Origin of the sequence: Micromonospora sp. (assembly GCF_048594385.1) — a bacterium.
GTDB lineage: Bacteria > Actinomycetota > Actinomycetes > Mycobacteriales > Micromonosporaceae > Micromonospora > Micromonospora wenchangensis.
The window spans coordinates 1-22,030 of record NZ_JBMDWU010000605.1 but is presented as its reverse complement, the minus strand read 5'-3'; the positions used below and the strand labels follow the sequence as shown (position 1 = coordinate 22,030).

At 74.6% G+C, this 22,030-nt stretch carries 1 protein-coding gene; it reads left to right on the top strand.

All coding sequences use genetic code 11. From position 1 onward, the window contains the following. Positions 1-257: 257 nt before the first annotated feature. The coding region (locus tag ACOJTC_RS31510; protein WP_420119610.1) for a toxin glutamine deamidase domain-containing protein at positions 258-22,030 on the top strand (21,773 nt) is incomplete at its 3' end.

The window sequence follows — 22,030 nt, the reverse complement described above, 5'->3', positions numbered from 1 at the left end:
CCGGTGCGTCCGCGCCGGTGGACCCTTCCTCGTCGGCCGGTACCCGGGCGGGCGGACCGCAGCCGGTGGGCGGACAGGTGCCGGGCGGATCGGCCCCCGCCACCCCGCAGTCGGGGGCCGGGTCGGGGACGCAGGCGGCGGGCGGATCGCAGCCGGGGGTCGGGTCGGGCTCCCGGGCGCAGCCGGTGAACGCCTCCGGACCCGGTGCGTCGTCGGGCGTACCGGCGGCGGGTCCACAGCCGGTGCCGGTGGGTGCGGTGACCGTCGCCCCCGGGGCCCCGGGGGAGGCCCGTGGGGCCGTCCTGGAGCAGCGGCTGACCGGGGTGCTGCCGCCGCACGACGGTACGGCGGCGGACTGCGTGATCCGGCTGGCGGCGGTGGTCGGTGAGTTCTCGGCCCTGCCCCGGGTGACCCGGGACGACAGGGCGGTCGACCCCGCCCGCCCGGAGCGGGACCTCGCCAGGCAGCTCGGCACCGAGTGGCAGCCGGTCTCCGACTGGGCGCAGGTGCTCGGCCCGGTCCGTGCCGCCGGCCCGAACGCGGTGGCGGCGGTGCTGGTGGAGCCACCGAACGCCCCGCGGCACGCCTTCGCCCTGCTCAACGACGGCGGCGAGCTGTTCTGGGTGGAGACCCAGGCGACCGAGGGTCGACGGGTCCGGCCGGTCGGCGAACCGCCGGAACTGCCGGTGGGCGCGCGGGTCATCGTGCGGGACGGGCAGGGAAAGCCGGTGCCGGTGACGCCGGGCGGCACGGCGACCGTGAGTGCCCTGGTGGACCCCGCCAGCACCAGCCGGTACGGCATGTCCCGGCCGGAACCGACGCCCCCGGACCCCACCACCAGCCAGCCCGTCGAGCCGGTGACCGCGCCGACGGCCGAGCCGGCCACCCGGACCGTCCAGGAGCTGCCGGCGGACCTGGTGCGGGTGCCGGCCAACGGGCGGTGTCTGCCCTACGCGGTCCTGACGTCCGCGCCGGGGCTGGTGTCGCATCGGTTGGCGGCTGCCGAGCTGCTGTCGCCGCAGGTGGGTGAGTGGCTGGCAGAGCCCGACGACGTGCGTGCGGCGGTGGGCTGGCATGCCGAACAGCTCTCCATCGGCGCGGTGCCCGTCCCCGCCGACGCGCCACTGGGCCGTACCGCCGACGCCCTGATCGATCTTGTCGCCGGATATCTGACCATGCACCGCGACGCCCTGCCGTCGGTGATCCCCGAGGTCCGTCAGGCACTGGCCGACCGGGAACGGGTGGAACCCGACCTGGTCTCCCGCGCCGACCGGATCGCCCTGCTGGAGCGCAACGGGTTCACCGACCTGACCGAGTTGACCGACGACGACCTGCGCACCACCTACCTCGACTGGTACGCCTTCCAGGCCGGGCCGCTGACCGACCAGGAGTTCGACGTGCTCCTGGCCGCCGTACGCGACTGGTCCCGATCCTGGTCGGAACCGGTCGGTGTGGCCCTGCTGCCCCTGCTGGCCTACGCGCTCGACGTGTCGTTGAGCGTGCGCAGTCGTGCCGACGGCCGGGTCCGCGCGGTGTACGGGCCGGCCGACGCCCCAGCGGTGTCGGTCTACCACAACGACCGTGACCACTTCGACGCCTCGTCCGCCGGGTCGGACACCCCCGCCGCCACCGACCTCCCCGCCACCGACACTCCCGACCGCCAGGCTGCTCGGGACGTTCCGGCCCCTCCCGGCTCCCCGGTCGTCGCCGACCCGCCGACTGTTGCGGACGATCCGACCGCTCCGGTCGTCGTCGACCCGTCTGCCACCGTCGCCGCTCCGGTCGTCGTCGACCTCTTCGGCGTGCCGGGCACCCCGGGAAGGCCGGTCACCCCCGACAGTCCCGACTCCCTGAGCGTCGCCGAAGTCCCGAACGAGTCGCCGGTCGGCGCGGATCTCGACGGGACCTACGGGCCTGCGGTACGGGCCGCGCGGATCACGCCTGAGGAACGCGACGACGCCGGGGACGTACGCCTCAATCCGCTCTGGTACCGGCTGGCGGACTTCCCCGCCCACCTGCTCGACCCGGCGCGGGCGCGGTCCTGGCGCTACGTGGTGGCCGAGGACGGCGAGATCTACCTCGGTGCGGCCGACGCCGCCGCGGCGATGCGGCCACGGGACTTCCGCGCACTGCTGGCGGGGATGCGGCAGCACGATCCGGAGCTGACCGCCGAGCGGTTGCGGGAACAGCTCGGCGGGCAGGGCCACGCGGGCCTCGCGGTCGGCTTCGACGCGCGGGGCCGGGCCATCGAGCGGCACGCGCGGGTGGGTGGCGAACTGACCTGGAACGAGTCGGCCCGGCGCTGGCAGGTCGACGACCGCTCGGCCCAGTACATGGGGGTGACCCGCCCGACGATGAACCCCGCCGAGGTGCAGGGCTGGTTGGGCACCGTCGCGGCGGTGGTCGGCGACCGGTTCGACCGGGACGTCGTCTCGGTCCGGCACACCCCCGACGACGCCGACCCGGTGGCCACCGTCACCGTCGACTTCGCCCCCGGCCAGCGGGCGGCCGAGGACGGGCAGTTGCCCGAGCTCGACCTGTTCGTCGACCAGGTCGTCGCCCAGGCCCGCCGGGCGTGGGAATCCGACCGGCCCCGGGTGGTGCGGGTCCGGATCGAGGGCGGCGGCAACGGCGGCCGGCTGCTGCGGCGGGGGGCCGACCGCACCGGACGGCGGCGGGCGGCCTCGCTGGCGGAGCTGGTCGGCACGATGGTGGCGGCGCGACTGCGGGCCGAGGGGATTCCGTCACGGATGGTGCGGGTCGACCAGAGCAGCCGGGGTGCCGGCCGGTCGAAGGCACCCGGCGGCACGCAGCGCCCGGAGACACCGCGGCAGCGCCGCCAGGCGATGCTCTGGACCGAGCCGGGGCCCGCCTACGTCAACCGGATCCGTCGCCGGGAAACCGCGTCTACCGGGCGCGCCGGTCGGGACCGTACCGGCCGGGACCGGCGACGGGGGCGTGGGTCCACCCCGGCCGGTCGGGCGGACCGGCCCGCTGCGGGCCGACTGCGGCAGGACCCGGACGGGACCTGGTGGTACGGCGGCAGCCGGGTGGTGACGCACGACGTACCCGGCCGACCGGGGAGCATCGCCCTGCTGTCGGACCGGGAATGGCGTCGGATGGCCCGCAACCCTCGGCTACCCGCCGCGACCGACGGGGTGACGGTGCTGGTGCACGGGGCCGGCGACCGGTTCCGGGTGCCCCTGCGGCACACCGACGGCCGTACCGGCGAGGTGACACTGAGCGTCGACGAGCTGCACACGATGCTGGAGTCGCCCGAGCGGGACGGCCGGCGACTGGCCCTGCTGTCCTGCGCGGCGGGTCGGATCGGCGCGCGGTCCGTGCAGCGCCTGGCCGACCTGCGCGACACCGACGTGTTCGCGCCCGAGGGTGACCTGGTGGTGGGCGGGGCGACGGAGCACCTGCCGGTGTCGGTCGACGGCCGGCCGTGGGCACTGTTCGTGCCCGACGGCACCGGGGCGTGGGACGTGGTCAACGACGAGATCGTCGACCCCGACCTTTCGGACACGCCGTTCGCCGTGCCGTTCGCCGGGTACGCCAGCCGGGCCGGTGACGCCGACCCGGACGGCGTACGGCTGACCAACACCCCGCTGCCGCCGACCGGGTGGGACCGGATCCGCATCATCGGCGACGGGCTCTGCCTGCTCAGTGCGGTCGCCGTCGCGACACCCGAGGCGATGGCCGACATCGCGGGCATGCCGCCGGACGCGGTCGACCGGCTGCTGCGGGTACGCCGCGCGGGCGTCCACGACACCGACCTGACCGATATCGACACGGCGCTGCGGGAGGAGATCCTGCGGCGGGTGGCCGACCCCTCCCCGGCAATGGTCGAGCTGTTCGACCAGGTGGCCACGACCTGGCTGTTCCCGGTCGGATACGACGTGCAGACCACCCTGCTCGACGCGGTCGACACCTGGGACTGGCAGCGGCTGCTGCCCGGCCAGGACGATCCGGACGACGGTGGCCGGGTCGGTGACGTGCTGCCCCTGGTGATCGGTGCGGCGCTCGGCCGGCCGGTGTGGCAGGGGCGGCTCGACCCGCCGTCGGTGACGGTGCTCTGGCCGGACGGCGACGGGACGCCGGTGCGGTTGCTCTACAACGGGCGCGACCACTACGACGCCTGGGTCCCCGACGCCCTCGTCACCCCGGCCACCCCGGTCGGCGTCCCCGACGACGGCGGCCGGACCGACGACGGCGGCCGGATCGTCGACAGCGGCAAGGAGCCCAACTGGCGAGGGGTGGCCAGCAGCCCGAAGCGGCGGGGGGTGCTGTGGCCCTGGGACGGCGATGAACTGGCCACGACGATGACCACGCTCATCCGGCAGGTCGACGCGGTGGACCTGCCCGGCCAGCACCTGCTCGTCCTGCTCGCCGACGCCGAACGTGCGCTGCTGCTCGGTGGGCGGGTGCTGCCCGAGGCGATGCTGGACGCCTTCTTCGCCGGCGGGCACAACGGCGGGCCGTTTGCGCCGACCGTCGACGTCGATCCGCGGGCACCGCTGGTGCTCACCGTGGTCAGCGACGACGACGCGGACGCGGTGGCGTTCGGTCGCTCCGTCGAGCGGGAACTACGCCGCCGCCTGGACGTGGGCCAGGCGGCACCGGCCCACCTGAGCGTGGTGGTCATGCAGGAGTCCCAGGTGCCCGCCGAGCCGGTACGGATACCCCGGCTCCGCTTCCGGCTCCCCGTACCCCCCGCCGGGCAGCTGTCCCGGGCGCAGCTCGCCGGCCTGCCCGAGCGGGTCCGGCAGGCGTACGTCGCCCCACCCGACTACACGGCCGGCGACCCGGCCCCGGCGTACGAGCCGTCGTCGCCGGACCGGCGGCACGAGGGTACGGCGGAGTCGGCGGCGGCGGCACAGCTGCGCGCGGAGTCCACCCCGCCCGGCCCGGTGCGACGGGTGACCGTCGCGGACACCGGTCTGGCCGACGGTCTCGGCGGGCACCGGGGCTGGTTGCTGCGCGGCGGATGGCCGTCGACGGTGGCGGACACCACCGGGGCGGCCCCGGTGGAGCTGGCCGTGGCGGCCCCGGCCGACACCACCCGGTTGGTCCGGCTGTCGTTGCCCGCGGTCGAGGACCAGCCGGCGCTGGAGGTGGACGCGCTGGTGGAACCGCCGTCAGGGGCGTCGCTCGACGTCGACCCACGCCTGATCACCGTGGTCCCGCTGTGGCGCAACGACTTCGTCGACGGCCCGGTGGCGCAGCCGATCACGGACCCGCCCGAGATGGTCCGCCGGGCCTGGCAGTACGTGATCGAGGACACGGAGCAGACCGAGACCGCCGGGATCCTGGCCGAGCGGTCCGACCAGCACGACGACAGCCCGCTCGACGGGATCGAGCGGGCGATGCTGCAGGCCCGCGTCCTCGCCGCGATCCGGGAGACCTTCGGGGAGACGTTCGGGGAGACCCCGGCGTACGCCGCCGGGCTGGCCGCGTTCCTCAAGATGCCCGAGGACACACCCCTGGCCGACTACTGGCAGCACGAACCGGTCCGCGAGCTGATCCTGCGGCGTCCATGGCAGCTGCTCTCCGGGGTGCTGGTGACCTACGTGGACCGGTACGGCTGGCGGGGCGCACACCGGATCGTCGTGCAGCCCGGCCGGCTGGACGCCGGGTCGTCCGACGTGCTGGTCACCCCGGACGGCACCCGCTACACCGCGGCCGACTACCTGGCCCGGCTGCCGACCACCGGGGGCACCCGGGTGCTGTTCTTCCCGGACCTCGACCACGCCGCCGTGGTGGAATCCGGCTTCATCCAGGGGGTACGGGCCTCCGCCATCGTCGTCCTGCCGACGCTGCTGCCCGCCGACGTGCACTGGATCGTGCTCGGCGCCAGTGCCGTCACCGGCGCCGAGGTGAGCCAGCTCGTCACCCAACTCGACGGCGCGCTCGCCCGGGCCACCCTGCACGCCGCGGACCCGGTCGAGGGTCGTGAGCTGGCCCAGGCGCTGCTCGCCGACCCAGCCCTGCGGATCTACGAGGACGACGACTGGCTCGCCGAGATCTTCGACAGCGGGCTGTTGGCCACGCCGACCGAACCCGTGCGGCTGCTGCTCGCCCGGACGGAAGGGGGAGACGTCGCGAGCATCCGAACGGAGTTGCGGGAGGCCGGGGTCCTGTTGATCGATCCAGCCGTGCTACCGAGGCACCGCGTGCTGATCGAGATCACCGATCCCAGTCCGGAGCTGGTGCAGTCCTTCGAGACCACCCGGGGTGGGACACGCTGGGCGCAGTTCCTCTTCGACGGCAGGTACGCCGCCGACCATCCCGACACGTGGCGGGTGATCAGCGAGCCCTGGTCGCGCATCCAGTCCTGGCTGGCGGTCCTCGACCCGGGCCGGACCTATCCCTGGGACCAGTTCCTGCTGGCCAGGGCACATCGGGACCAGGTTGTGCGGCGCATCGGTGAAACCCCGGGTGCCTGGCCGGGGGCCGGTCACCGCTTCGCCCCGGTGTCGCCCGCCGCACTGGCGCAGGTGCAGGAACTGTTCGCCGGCCGGTCCACCCGGGAGGGGGTGATCTGGACCGAGTCCGCCGAGTCGCCGAGTCAGACGTTGTTGCTGGTCGATTCGGCCGCCCGGAAGATCATCGATTATCCGATCGTCTATTTCGTCCCGAAGCCGTCCGAGGCCCGGGTGGCGGTCACCGTCCCGCAGCGCGAGGACCTGCGCGGCCGGGGGCTGGTCGTCGCCGCCGGGCAGCTCGACGGCGACCGGCTGACCGGCGACGGCTGGGAGGTGACCGCCGACGAGGTGATCGAGAGCGAGGCGTTACGGGCGCATCCCCGGGTCGTCCTGCTCGACCGGTCGCCGCCGGAGGGGAGCCCGTTCGTCGAGCGGCTGCTGGAGCGGGGCGTCGGCGTGCTCGCGCCCGACGCCGACCTGGCCGGCTGGACCGCCGTCTACCAGCTTCCCGGCTGGCAGTTGGAGTTGACCGGCCCGGACAGCGCGGACCTGCTGCGCGAACTCCGGCACGAGTTCGACACGGTGGTGCTCAGCGCGGCCGGGGCCCGCCGCCGGACCCCGACACAGACCGCGCTGGTGCGCGCGGTCTTCGACATGCTCGGTCGGCCGTTCGGGCAGGAGGTCGTCGACGGTCAGCTCCACCTCCCCCTGGACCGGTGGGCCTCGGCCGAGGCGTTCGCGGCCGAGGCCGGCCACGACGGGCTGGTCCTCGTCGGCGGCTCCGGCCAGCACCGGCACGAGCTGACCCTGCGGGTCCCCGTCGACCAGGTCCGGGTGTTCCAGCGCTGGTCCGGCGAGGAGCTTCACCTGGTCACGGTGGACCAGGCCACGATCGCGCCCGTAAGCGACTTCCTCCGCGACCGGATCGCGACCGGCCCCGTCGTCCGCTGGACGCCGGACCTGGGTCGGGCGGCGCGGGCGGCGGACGTGGGCCTGCCCTATTCGGACCACCTCACGCTGGGCGGGCTGCCGATCCCGGCCGACCACGTCGACGACCTGATCCGGACGATCCGCGACAACCCGTCATGGCGCGGCCTGGGCTGGGCGATGGACCCGGACGCGGACGACGACGTCCAGGCCCTGGTGTGGCTGGGCGCCGAGATGGCCGCCGTGGAGTTCCCGGTCGACGCCGGTGAATCCCTGCTCGCCGTGGGCATGCCGGTGTCGGCCGTGCCCGCCGCCGACCGGTACGGCGACGGTGTGGTGCTCTGGTCGCCCGGTCGCTCCGGCCTGCCGGACTCCCTGCGCGCCGCGGCCCGGGTGGCCGTGGTGCCGCTGTCCGAGCTGGACGACGTCGTCGACGGCGTCCGGGCGGGTGTCCCCGCAGCCGAGGCGGTCGCGGTCCTGAAGGAGCGGCTGCCCGAGGGGACCCGGATCATCGTGGTGCCCGGCGAGGTCGAGTCGATCGCGGAGATCCCCGAGATCTTCGACGTGGTGTTCGCGGTGGTGACCCGCTCCACGATCGGCGACCCCGGAACGTGGACGGCGTACGCGTGGTCCGACGAGGAACTACGGATCGGTGTGCTGACGGGCGCGGACCTGTCGTACGTCATCGCCGGGTTGGCCGCCACGGACCCGACGCTCCGGGAGCTGACCGTGCCGGCCCCGACGATGCTGGCGCTGCCCCGGGCCGCCGTGCGGTTCCTGGCCGAGACGGTGGCAGCCCGGGACGTCGACCAGCCCGACGGCCCCGCCGTCACCGAAGTCGCCTTCGTCGCCGTCGAGGAGATCAGCGCCGACGACCGCGTGTACACCCTGCCGGAGGGTTCGGTGATGCGCGTCATGGCACCCGGTCCGGACGGGGAGCACGTCCTGCACGGCTGGTTCATCGACGGGGACAACCTGGCCGAGGCCGGGCACGACATCCTGGGCGAGGAGGACGGAACGCTGGCGACGGCCCTGCCGAGCCAACTCGCCGACGACCTGTCCTACGACAGGCGGCTCGCCCTGCTCGAACTGGCCCGTCTCGTCGGAGTCGGACAGCCCGTGACCGACAATCCGCTGCGCCAGCACGGGATCCGCCCGGCCGACCGCACCTTCGTGCCCGACTGGACGGTGCCGGTGGGTCCACCTGTCGGACCGGCCTGGTGGGTCGGCGCGGACGTGTCGGTCATCGAGATCACGTCGACCCCCGCCGGCCGGCTCCCCGCCCGGCGGGTGCTGGCGTGGGAGGTGACACCCCCCGCCACCGGGCAACCGTCCGACGACGTGCCGCCGCCGCAGCTGATGGCGGTCCCCTACCGGGACGGACCGCTGCTGGGAGTCATGCCCGACCAGGTCTGGGCGTGGGGGCTGGGCCCGCTGCTGGGCGAACGGGGCGTCCTCGTCGAACCCGGCGTGGTGAGCGGCGACGGGGTGACCACCGGGCGTCCCGACGGGCGCGGCGCGCTGCCCGCCGACGATTACCGGGCGATCCTGCCGGACACCGCCGCAGGCCTCCCCGTCGTCGTGCTGCTCGACACCGGTACGGCGGCCCAGGAGTTCGCCGGGGCGCTCGCCGCGCGGTCGGCCGTGGTGCTGGTCCGCACCGGGGACGGGCTGTGGCAGGCCCACCACCCCCGCGCGAGCACCGGCGTTCCCGACGTCATGACGGGACCTCAGGCGTACCAGCTGTTCCACCAGGCGGTCGCGGCGGTCACCGCCGACTTGGCCGACCTGGCGGACGCGGTCAACGCCCTGGGCCAGGAGTGGGGCGGGACCATCCCGCGCGACGGCGTCACCCTGTGGGGCCGGTTGTCCGGGCTGCCCGCCGGCACCCTGGCGGACCGGGCCGCCCGGCTCGCCTCGGCCCTGTTCGGGATGGACCGGCTGCGGGCCGCTGTCGACGGCCCCTCCGGCGAACAGTCGGTGGGACACGTGCTCACCCACCTCGGTCTGCCCGGAGCGGCGGGGCAGCACCCGGCGTTGCTGGCCCGACGGCTGCACGCGCTGCAGTTCGCCCCGGTGCCGGTCACGGCCCTGGGGCTGCTGCCGGCCAACTCGGTCGCCCTGCTCTGGCTGGGCGACGCCGTGGTCCTCGTCCATCGTGCCCCCGACGGCACGCTGACGCTCGTGCGGCCGCAGGCCGAGTCAGCCGACCGGTTGACCGCGCTCGACCCCGACGGGCTGACCGAACCGCCGTGGATGCTGCTGGCGCAGGGACGGCTGGTGGCGGTGCGCGTCGCGGGTGGCCACCGGGTGCTCGGCGGCCAGGTCGTATCCGACCCGCCCCCGTATCCCGCCCAGGAGTGGCTGGCGGACTCCGACCCGGACCTGCCCTCGGACCCCGACCAGGACCGGCCGTCGGACCCCGACCAGGACCCGCCGTCGGACCCCGACCGGGACCCGCCGTCGGACCCCGACCAGGACCGGCCCTCGGATGCCGACCAGGACCGGTCGTCGGACCCCGACCGGGACCCGCCGTCGGGTGCCGACCAGGACGCGCCGTCGGACCGGGAGCCGGATCAGGACTCCTCATCGGACCGGGACCCGGATTCCGCGTCGACCGGCGCGGCGGGGACCGAGTCCGGTTCGGGCGACACCGCGTCGGTGTCGACCGGCTCGACGCAAGGGACCACCTCCGCCGCGGCCGGCCCGTCCCCGGCGGCGCTGCACGCCGCCGGGGAGGCGCTGCGCCGGCTGCCGGCGGCCCGCCTCGCGGTCGGTCGGCAGGTCCGCCGGGGCAGACCGTCCCTGCCCCGCCTCGCCGGGTGGGTCGACGCGGTGCAGACCGACGAGGCCGTTGCCACCGAGGACAGCTCCCGGGTCCGGGCGGTCAGCGCCCACCTCGTCCTGCACGGGCGGATCGGCGACCTCCCGGTGACCGAAACGGCGGTGACCACGCTCAGCCTGGCCGGGTTCCACCAGGCACTGGGCGGGCGGCCGGTGGCAACCGACGCCGGCCGTCCCGGTTCGCTCATCCAGGCGTTGACCCGCCGACCGGGGGCGATGGTCCTGGTCCACGAGCAGCCGCCGGACGCGCCCGGCCGGGTGTTCTGGCTGGTCGCCGACGACCGGGACGGTGCCGTGGTGCCCCGGGTGGTCGACCCCGCCCGGCCGGGGGTGTTCGCCCGGTCCGCCGCCGACGACCCGGTCACCGCCGCGGCGCTGACCCGCGCCGGCACCACCGCACTGGCCGTGGACGCCCGCGGCGACGCGATGGACCTGGCCGACTTCCTCACCCCGTCGCCGGCCGGCCTCACCCGGGCCACCGGTGACCCGGCGCTGGTCGTGGCCGACGCCACCGACCTGGTCCAGGCCATGGTGCGGCTGGTCGACGGGTACTTCGGGCGGACACCTCGCACTCTCGGCGGGCAACTCACGGTGACCCCGGAGACCATCCCCGGCACCCTGGCCGCCGCACTGGGCGGACAGTTCGAACCGCTGCACGACGTCGAGGCCACCGTCACCGCGCTGCGCGCCGCACCGGGCTCGCTGGCGCTGGTGTACCTGCCCCGGGCGCAGGAGCCCGGACACCTGCTCATGTTCGTCGTCGAGCCCGGGTTGGCGACGGTGCCGGCCCAGCTCATGGTCGTCGGGGTCGACGCCGCCGGGATCAGCGACGCCGACCTGACCCGGGCGCTGTCCACCGGTCGGGCCCAGGTGCTGCTGCTCGACGCGACCGGCGAGGCCCGCCAGGTGCCCGGTCGGGAACCCACGGCGGAGCAGGTCACCGCGGTGCGGACCGCGGTCACCGCGCAGCCGCTGCTGATCGGGGTGCCACACACCGGCCACCCGGCCTGGAGCGACAGGCTCACCGCCCAGGTGGCCCGGCGACTGGGCACGCTGGACGTGACCACGGCCAGCGCCCGGCCCCTGCTGCACGCGCTGGCCACCGACCCCACCGGGTTCCTGCACCACGGCTCCGGCCACCCGGTCCGGGTGGGCCGGGACAAGCGGTACGCCTGGGTACGCCTCGTACCCCGCCCGAGCGACACCGACGAGGTGCGGCTCGCCCCCGGCCTGGGTGGCATCGAGGACCGGCGGACCGCAGGTGTGTCGGCGTCGACGTGGGCACAGCCGCAGACCGCCGTCGCACGGGTCGTGGTGCCGATCCCCGCCGGAGGAGTCGGGGTGACCGTCCTGGGTGGTGTGCTGAGCAGCCGGGCCGTCCGCACGATCGGGCAGTCCCTCACCACCGGGGAGAACGGGATGATGATCGGGGTACCCGACTCGTTCCTCACCCGCAGCGCCGTGTTCGTCCAGGTCGAACTCACCGAGCGGCCCGCCCCGCCGGCCTGGGCCGCCGTCCCGGCCACCTGGGTGCCCGGCGACGGCGACCACTTCTGGTTCCGTACCCCCGAGGTGCTGGCCACGATGCGGCCGATCAGCGACGGGGAAGCGCTGACGGTCGATCGCGCCGGGGTGGCGTTCCTGCGGGACACGAGCTACGCCGTGGGCGTCGTCGACGACGGCGCACTGGCGACCACCGTGCAGTCCGGCATCCCCGACGTGGTGCGACGCGGCAGCAACATCAGGGTCTGGCGGCTCTGGGGCGGCCACCGCGCCCTCGACGCGGTGCAACCCGGCGCGACCGGGCTGACCGCGACCAGTTCCTCTTGGCTGCGCCGGCCCGCCTACGCCCAGGGGGTCCGGCCCGCCCTGCGGCTGACCTCGCTGACCCCGATCGGTGAGCTGTCCGAGTCGGCCCTGATCCGCGCGGCGGCCTCGGTCACCACCGGTCAGTCGGTGCAGTCCGCCTCGGACCGGGGCGGCTTCCTCGCGGTGCTGATCGGCCGGGCGTTCGGCCTGTTCCGGCTCTCCGCCGGGCCGACCGTCTCCGTCGTGGACCGTCGGGTGCAGGCCCTGGCACCGCAGGTCGAGACGACCACCGGACAGGAGACCGGCGACCACGTCCTGGGGCTCTACCTGGCCGAGTACACCGGCACGGTGCGGTGGAGCATGCACCGGTCGGTGACCCGGTCGCTGGCGTACCGGTCGCTGCGGCGCGGCCCGCAACCGGTGTCGGTACGCACGCTGCTGGTCGTGCCACAACAGCACGTGACGGCGCTGTCCCAGGTCCCCACCACGGACCACCCCGACCGCGATCTGGTCGCCCTGCTGGCCCGCACCGTCGAGGCCGGCACCGACGACCCGCGTACCCTGCCCGACTACCTGTGGCAGGGCGACCGGCTGCGGATCGGTCGCGGCCTGCTGCACGGCGGGGAGCTGGTCGCCGGTCTGGTCGCCGACCGGCTGCGACAACTGCTCACCGACGACCGCAACGCGGCGTACCGGCAGTACCTGCCCGACTGGGACGACCCGAAGGTGCAGACCAGCCGGATCAGGCGGGCCCTGGACCGGCTCGGCAACGAGGAACGCCTCTCGACGCAGAACAGCGTGGGCCGCTACTCGGCCCGACTGCTGGGTACCGCCGACGGGGAGCTGCTGATCGAGCTGCGGGTGCGCGACCTGCTGTCCGGCCGCACGTTGCAGGTGCGGATCGGGGTACGGCGTCGCCACCCGGACACCGCACCCCGGTACCTCGGCCGGCGGGGCACCCACCCGGACCCGGTCACCGCCGACCTCCCCGAGCCCAGCGACAGCGAGACGAGCGAGTCGGAGGACGACGAGCCGACGGTGAAGCTGCGTACCAGCCAGGGCCGGGCACAGGCGGCGACGAACCGGGCGGTCCGCAGCGTCGCGTCGGGCGTGCAGGCGGGCGCGTCGGTGGGCAGCGACGCGCTCGGTGGCGCCGCCGGGATCGGGGTGCGGCTCCAGGGCGTCTGGCGGGACGTCATCGAGGTGACCCAGGGCAGCCAGGCCGGCGGCGTCGGCGTCGGCGGCGGCGCGGTCGCCGTGTTCGCCGACGACGTCCGGTTGGAACTGTCGGCGTCGGTCATCGTCGAGTACCGCGGGTTGCTCGCCGACGCCTGGCGGTGGCTGGCCGACCACCCCGTGCAGGCGCGGCCACTGCGCTTCGCCGGGGACGCCACCATCGACCTCGAACTCGGTTTCTCGGTGCCGTTCACCCAGACCGTCGCGGTCGGGCAGCCGCAGCCGGTCGTGCTGCCCACCCCGGTCGGCGCGCCGGGTGCGGGCATCGTGCTGCGTGAGGCGCTCGGTGAACTCCTTCCCGCAGCCGTGAGCCCGCCGCGGCAACGGTTGCGCAACCTCGGCGCGGCACTGGCCCAGCACACCGTCACCCACCATGTCCACGGCCTGCCCGAGCTGCGCGAGCAACTGCTGGACGCGTTGCGGGGCGCCACCGCGGACTACATGGACGCCGGGCACCTGCCGTCCGGCACCGGCGGTCGTCGGCGGGGCACGGCGTTCAGCGGCGACATCCCCGGCACCCCCCTGCACCAGTGGCTGAACGCCTTCGTCGACCAGGGCCACCTGGCGGCGCTGCTGGCACCGGCGACCCAGCAACCCCAGCCGGTGCACGCCCCCAGCGTCGTCGTCGGCGACGACGTGCCGGTCACGGTGTTCGTCTTCGCCGAGGTGACCGGGCACGACCAGACGCCGTCCGGCGCGCTCACCGGCGACGGGTACGAGAGCGCGGTCGCCGGGTACGCGGTCCGCCGCTCGGCCACGGACCGGGGTGGACAGTTCCGGCTGGAGGTCGGCGGGGGCGGCGCGGCGTGGCGGGCGGCCGAGCCCAGCGCCCCCGCCCAGCCCGGTGACGCGGGCGGGGAAACGCCTGGCGGTCAGGCACCCGCCCCGAACCCCACCCAGCCGGCCGCCCGCACCCCCACCCAACCGCCCGCGACCCTGGCGCTGCGGCTGTTCGGCCGGCGGCAGATCGAGTGGACCAACGGCGAGACGGTCCTCGCCGTCGCCGAGGTCGAACGGACCATCAAGCACTCCGAGTCCCGGACCGTCCTGCTGGGTGTGCACGGTCGACTGCGGGTCCACCTCGCCGTGGTGCTCACCGAACCCAAGTGGGTGCTGCCCGACCGGTCCTTCACCCGCTACCGGCAGGTGGGCGACGTGTCCCTGCTGGGTCAGATTTCGGCCGAGGAGTACCAGCGGGCCCTCGGCCCGACCCCCGGGGGCTGGCGGCTACCGCGCGAGGTCACCTTGCCGGCGGCGCAGGTGATGCACCAGACCAGCCGGCTGGTGGACGTTCCGGCCATCGGTCAGGCCATGCTGGGCTGGCTGCGTTCGCTGCGCCTCGGCGGCGACGAGGGAATGGAACTGGTCGGCCACGACCGGAACACCAGCATGAACGTCAGCACCGTCCTGCACCACACCGACCCGGTCACCGTCGCCGCGCAGCTGGGTGACCTCTTCGACGGTGGCCTGAGCTTCGTGTTGCGCTACCCGGGACTGCTCAGCCGTCCGGCGGTGCAGATCATCGTCCGGGCGGTACCGGCCACCGACCCGCCACAGGTGGGTGAGCTGCGGGCGGGCGTCAGCAACCTGGAGTTGAGCACCGTCAGCGAGGTCGGCGGCGGACGCCAGTCCGGCGAGGCCGTCACCGACGAGGTGGTCCCGGTGGCACACGTCGGAGAACGGGCGGCGCTCAACGCGCTCGGGGCGCTGGGGCGTACCGCCGCCGGCCGCTCCAGCGACGTCACCCTCGGCCGGGCGGTCAGCGCCGTCGAGACCCCCGGCCCCTGGCTGCCGGTCGACTACGGGTCCCAACGGCTGGTCTTCACCGCCCACCGTCGCCGTCAGGAGATCGGCCGGCACGAGATCACCGTGCCGCTGCGCACCGAGACCGCCGCCGAACACCTCAACCTCACCTACCGGCCGACCGGCCCGGCCACCGTGCTGCCCGACCCGGCCGCGGTGACCGACGCCCCGTTGACCGTGAGCGGGACGGACGGGCCGCTGCGGCTGGTGCCGATCCCGGCCGACAACTGGCTGGCCTGGCGGGACGGTGCCGTGCCGGTGCCCGACCGGTATGCGGCGCTCGGCTTCAACGGAGCCGCCGCACTCCAGGCCACCGCGCTGCGGGCGCTGCGGATCGTCGGCTCCGGACCGACGGTCGGGATGCCCGGAACGACGCTCAACTATCAGTTGATGACCCTGCTGGGACGGACCCACCTGTGGGCCGCCACCCCGCACCGGATGGCCGGCCCCTACGAGATCACCCTCGCCGACGGTTACCGGCTCGTCCTGCACACCCGGGTCACCGCGGTACGGCTGGACACCGTGCTCGTGCCCGCCGAGGGGAACTCCGGTGTCGGTGGGGCCGGCCGGCACGGCGACGCCCGGGTGGTGGCCCGCGCCGACGCCGCCCTGCCGGACACCCTCGGCACCTCGGTCGGGGTCGTGCCGGCGCTCGGCGTCTCCGTGCCGGGCAACTCCAGCCAGCAGGAGGCCGCCGGGCACCGGACCGACGTGATGTGGCTGGGACTGGACGACGAGGGCGCGCGGGCGAAGGTGTGGTGGACCACCGAGACGGTCGTGGTGGCCGAACACACCGACCTCACCGGCACCCGCCGTACCGCCGTGCAGGTGACCATGCCCGACTCGCAGCCGGTGCTGGTCGATCAGGCCGAAGCCCTGGACCACCTGCTGGCCGGTGACGCACCCGGGAGCGCGCCCGTCGACCGGGTGGTCGTGGCCGGGCTCCTGGAGCAGGCGGTCCACGCCGCGAAGCAGGCGCAGAAGGCGCTGAAGTCCTGGCGGGAGCTGGAACGGATCGCCCTGGTCGCCGAGTTCCCGGGTGCCGCCGGCACCGCCGCCGACACGGTCGCCAGGGCCGCCGCCGCGAACGCGACGGAGCGCGCCGAGGCGGAGGCGTCGGCCCGCCGCAGGTGGTGGGAGGCCCGAGCCGAGGTCGAACGGCTGGTGGCGCTGGCCGCCGGCCACCTTGGCCGGGGTTCCGCAGCCGACCCGGTCCTGCTTCCCCCGACCGACGGTGCCGATCCGACGCCGCCCGGTGGACGACCCGCCCCGCCGGCGGCCGGGCGGCGTGACCCGGTCGAGCCGGTAGAGCCGGTCGACCCGGTTGACCCGGTTGAGCCGGTCGTCGACGACCGTGCGGGGGCCACCTCGGTCGCAGCCGTAACCCCGGCCGGGCCGACACCGTCACCGTCACCGTCACCGGCGATGGTCCGTGCGGTGACCGACAACCAGTTCACCGCACTTCCTCCCCCCGCCGCCGGGGAGGTCGTCGACGTCAACCGCAACGGCCTCTGCCTGCTCGAATCCGTGGTCGTCAGCGCGTTGCCCGAGGTGCGCGGCCTGCTGCCCGACGGGTACCACGGGCAGCTCGACGAGATCCAGGCCTGGCGGGACGCCCGAGGGCCCCTCGACGTGACCCTGCCCTTCCGCCTGCGCCCACTGGTCCTGCGGGTCGCCGACGGCCTGCGCGCCCAGATCCATGCCCTGCTCGTCGACGGCCGGCTCGCCGAGGTGGAACAGGTGATCGCCGACGGCGGACTACTGGGCCGGGGTGTCAGGGCACAGCGGCGGGTACGCGTCCAACTTGCGCGGACCGTCAACAGGTGGCAGGCGGACTGGGCGGCCGACACCGGCGACTACCTCGTCCTGTTGGTCGGAGCGGCGCTGCGCCGCCCGGTGGTGCTGGCCACCCCCGTCCCGTCGGCCCGTCCAGCCGTCGACCCGACCGCCGGTTCCCGGCCCGCCGGCGACGCGCAGGCGGCGGCCCGTGACCAGGCCGCCGACGACGCGCAGGGGAACGTCGGGAGCTGGTCGATCCGGACGGTCTACAACCCGCGCTTCGACGGTGCCGAGGCCCGGATCAGCGAGGGACCGGTGCTGCTCTACCTGGCGAACGGCCACTACCGGGCGTGGCTACCGGAACCGGACGTGCTCGATCTGGCCCGGGCCCGGGAGGAGGCGCTCGAACTGCCCCGCCCGACGGCCGGCCTCTGGCGCGAGAGCACCGATCCGGCGACCCGCCGGCCCACGACGCCCGGGAGCGATCCCGGGTACGGCGCTGCGAACAGTGACGCCGTGCTCAGCGACGCCGTCCTGAGCGACACGGACAGTGACGCCGTGCTCAGCGACGCCGAGAGTGATGCCGGGTCCGACGGTGCCGTTCTCGGCCATCCGGGCGGTCATGCCGGCGTGCCCCGGCCGACCGGCCGGGGACGGCACCCGTTGACGCTGGCGGGGTTGGAGACGGCCGTGCAGGAGACCCAGGACGTGCAGGCTGCCGTCCGTCCGGCCGGCTCGGTGACGGATTGGCGTCCGACCGAGGATCCGTTGTCGTGTCTGGCTCTGGCCCGCCGGTTCGCGGCCGTCCTGCATCCGGGCATCGACGGGTTCGTCCGGCCGGGCCTGCGGGTCGGTCGGACCCGGGACGACGCCGCGATCGGCACCCGGTGGGCCGGCGAGTTCGCCGGTGACCGGTCCGACTGGGCGGTGGTGGATTCCTGGGCGCAGGTCGAGCGGGCGCTCGTCGCCGCCGTGCCCGGCACCGCCGTCTTCGTTTTGCTGGAACGTGCGGGCAGTGCCCCCGGGCACGCCTTCGCGGGGTACCGGTTGGACCGGGAGACCGATCCGGTGCGGTGGGTGCAGTTCGGCGGTGACCGGGGCGCGGTGCTGCTGCCCCGGGCCGCGGCGGACAACCGGCTGCCCCGGCTCAACGCCCTCGGTCCGGAGGTCGCCGCCCGTGCGGTCCTGGTGGATCCCGACGGCACTGTCGATCCGGCGGCGCTCGTCGACACCGGGACGTTCGCGCCCGTCGCCTCGACCTCGGTGGCGCGGGCGATCGTGGATGCGCCGGTGAACCGGACCTTCCTGGGCCACGGCACGGAGTTCGAGTTCTTCGAGATGCTCGACCTCAGCGCGGCCGCCGACATGTTCACGGACGCCAACGCCGAGACGCTGCCCGGTCTGGCCCGGACGAAAGCGCTCGCCAGGGACCCCAAGGGAACGGCAGTCATCGAGGTAGAGACCAAGACCTACTTCCGCGACAGCGGCGACGGCCAGCTCTACCGGCGACCGGGCCCGAAGCGGACCGAGGAGGCCGTCGCCATCCTGGAGGTCATCGTCGGCGTCGTACCCGACACCGACGCCGAGATGGACGCCCACCACGGCGGCGAGTCGTTGTACCCGGCGATCACAGCGTTGGGTCAGGCCCTGTCGGCGCTCACCGGGCCTGTCCCGTTCGCCCAGCTCCTGGGCGCGGTGCAGGCCGCCGGTCACCTCCCCCAGGTGGCGCTGACACCGCTCGGGCGCAAGGTGAACGTCGGCCCGCGCCCGTCGGACAGCGAGCCCGGTGCCCGGGTGCACCACAGCATCGGGGTCCCGCTCGCCGGCGCCCACTCGTTCCTGACCTACGTCGCCCGGCACACCTGGCGCAGCCCGACGAGTGTGTCCCCCTCCTACGCGCGCCCCCACCTGGAGGACGCGTTGTCCTTCGCCGACACCGTGGCCGACCACTTCGCCGACGGGGGCGGTAGCCCTCGGGACGTCGCGGAGCTGCGCGGCTTCGCCACCGTGCTGTACTCCAACACCGCGGGCGTCGCCGGAGCCTGGCTCCACCGGGGTCTGGTCAAGGAGAACGTCGCGGCGTTGTCCCGGCAGGACATGCGGACGCTGCTCGACGCGTTGTCCCCGGCGGTACAGGCCTACTTCCAGGCCAACTTCACGGAGATCGCGCAGTTGTTCCGCGGGATCTTCACGGACCGGTTCCCGGATCTCGAAGAGCGCTTCGAGCTGAGGACCAGGGTCAAGCTGGTCGGTGACTTCCTCCAGAACGTCGCCTTCGTCGACGAAAAGAACAACAACAAGCAACATTCGATCATCGACTACCTCCGCGGAGACGTGCGGCAGCATCTCGGGTACGGCGGGATGACCGTGATCAACGGTTTCGACACGTCCAACGGTGCGCTGCCGCTGATGGTGCTGGAGGTCCGGTACTTCGGCGCGCAGCACGTCGACGGCGCCACCGCCGAGGTGGAGGCAGCGGTCCTGCGCCGGGAGGCCGCGGCGGCCTTCGACGAGGCGCTACAGGTCACCGGCGTGGCGGTGGAGCGTCCGGGGGGCCTCCAGCTGGCCCTGCCCGACCGGGACCTCTGGCCGATGTGGCGGCATGCCGGCCCGCCCGGCCTGCTCACCGTCGAGTTGCCGCTGTACGCGCTGAACTGGTCGCTACGCCCCCTGTTGCCGGTCTCCGACGAGGTGACGGCGATCCGGGTCGTCCAGCACGTGGGCCTTCCCGAGCACTACGTCTTCCTGCAACGCCTCGCGGACCTCACCGGCCGGCCCGTCTACGCGTTGGCCGGGGAGGCGACGCCGGGGTGGGACGCGGATGCGGGGGAGCTGCGGGTCGACTGGCCCGACGGCACGCGGCCCTGGCTGGAGTTCCTGCCGGCGCTGTACGACGCCGACAGCGACCGGGGGGTCCGGCGGGGAATCGACCCCGACGGGGTGCTCGTCCCGCTGGACGACCGGGTCGACCTGCTGGACCCGACGACGGTCCACCTGAACCTGTATCCGCCGGACGTGGCGCATGTCCTGCCGCCCCTCTTCGGCACCGAGGACCCCGACGTGCTCGACCTGGTGCCCCTGATCCAGGCGTCCGGCAGCCGCCAGCTGATCTTCGCCGGTCCCGACGCGCCGACGTACCTGGCCGGCTGGGCGACGGCCGTCGTCGAGACGGTCATCGCCCAGTCGACACCGGTCGAGGGTCTCGTCCTCGTCGGGCACCCGCTGCCGCACGCGGCGGCGCAGACCCTGGTCGACGTGCTCGGACAGGCGGTGGCCGAGCAGCCGGGACTTCTCGTCACACCGGTGGTCCTGACCCACGGGGCGGACATCGACATCACGACGCGCGCCGGCGCGGCCCGGATGGTGTCCACCGACGACGGCCTCGGCGGATGGCGGGTGTTCCGGCCGGACCAGAAGGGCCGCACGGGTGCCGTCCCCGACGACCTGCGCGCGGTGATCACCGCCCCGACCGTGGCACCGGAACAGCCGCAGGGCAATGCGGACCCGCTGGGGCCCGACGGGGCGGAGCCGGCCCCGCCCCGCCCCGAACCCGGCACGGTGCCGCGCGGGGACGACGAGCCGTTGGAGTGGACGATCCGGCGCGCGATGGCACAGGTCGCGGTCCGCGAGCACCACTGGGTCGACCCGGTCAGCCGGCCCGGACCCGCCCAGGACGACCGCTACGAGGTCGTATCGCGGTTCGAGGCCCGCCGGTTCCACTACGGCGGCCAGCCGGTGACCGACCTGACCGTGCGGGTGTGGCTCGACGACGATCCCGGTCGGGCGATGTTCGCCGCCCTCGAACGGGAGGTGCACCGGGTGTTCAACACCAGCGCCGACGCGACGGCGTACCGGCTGCCCAACCGGTTCGGCGACCTGCTGCACGTGACCGTGGAGCGGGCCGCCTCCCCGCACGACGCCCACCTGCGGGTGCAGGTGATCGACGAGGGGCCGACCGACCAGTTCCACTGGCGTCGCGACGCCGCAGAGGAGGACCTGGTACACGAGTTCGCCCACCAGCTCGGCCTGCGCGAGGAGTACCGCGACGCCACCGCACCGCACCGCCCGCACGTGCCGGGCAGCCTTCTCGGCGACCTCGCGGGTCGTCCCACCGACGCCCTGTCCAACGAGGAACGGGCGGCGCTGTCCGACGAGGAGAAGGCCCAACTACGGGGCATGCGGTGGGCCGGGCTGCGCTCGCGGCACCTCCACCTGCTGGCGGCGCTGGTCGGCGAACCGGACGCCGACGGGGAGTACCGGGCGGTGGACCCGGTGCTCCGACCGATCGGTGTCGCGCCCTTCGCACCGCAGAGCACGACGGGCCAGCCGGGGCAGCAGCCTCCGGCAGCCGATCCGACGGTGCCATCGGTCAGGGCGGCCCAGCTGGAACGCACCTGGCGCACCCGGCCCGAGCGCCTCGACGTCGAGGCCCCGGTCCGGATCGCCGCGGACCACGCCGTCCGGGCGGTTCTCGACCGGGTGGAGCTGCTCCGCCGGCCGTGGGACCTGGAACTGCTCGGCGACACCCCGCCGACGACGGCCGTTGGGGGCCACCAGCGGCTCACCCCGGCTGAACCGGTAGCTGACTGGGCGGTGTTGACCGGACCCGCCCGCGACGCGATCGCCAGGCGGGCCGCGCTGGTCACCTCCTGGTTGGCCGGCCTGCCGCAGTCGGCGACAGCCGGCACGGCGGTGGAGTTCGGTCTGGTGCTGGGCGTGCCCCCGGAGCTGCTCGCCGATTCCCGGGACAACGCCGTGGCCCGCGTCCTCGCCGACGCCGCTGCCGACTTCCTCCGGGGCCAGCTCGACGCCCGGCTCCCCGTCGGGATGCTCCCGGTACGGGTCATCGTCGAGGTCACCGCCTTCGACGGGGTCGTCGACGGGGTCCGTGAGCAGATCCGGATGCAGATCGAGCTGTCCCTGCGTCGGGTGCTCCCCGGCCCGGCGTACGCCGACGATCCGACGTCCGGCAGCGCGGTCGGTGGAGTCCACGACGGTCGGGACCTCCGCAACGACGTGTTGCTGCGCGTCACCGAGGCGCGGCAGGCCCTCGCCGGGCTGCCCGCCGGGGAGCCGGAGACCGCGGCGGCGGTCATCGTCCACCAGCTCGGCGGCGTCCTGGTCCGGCTGCTGCCGGTGCTCGTCACGCCGGCCCTGGCCGCCCCCTTCGCGGCCCACGCCGTTCAGGTGCGCGGCGTGCTGGA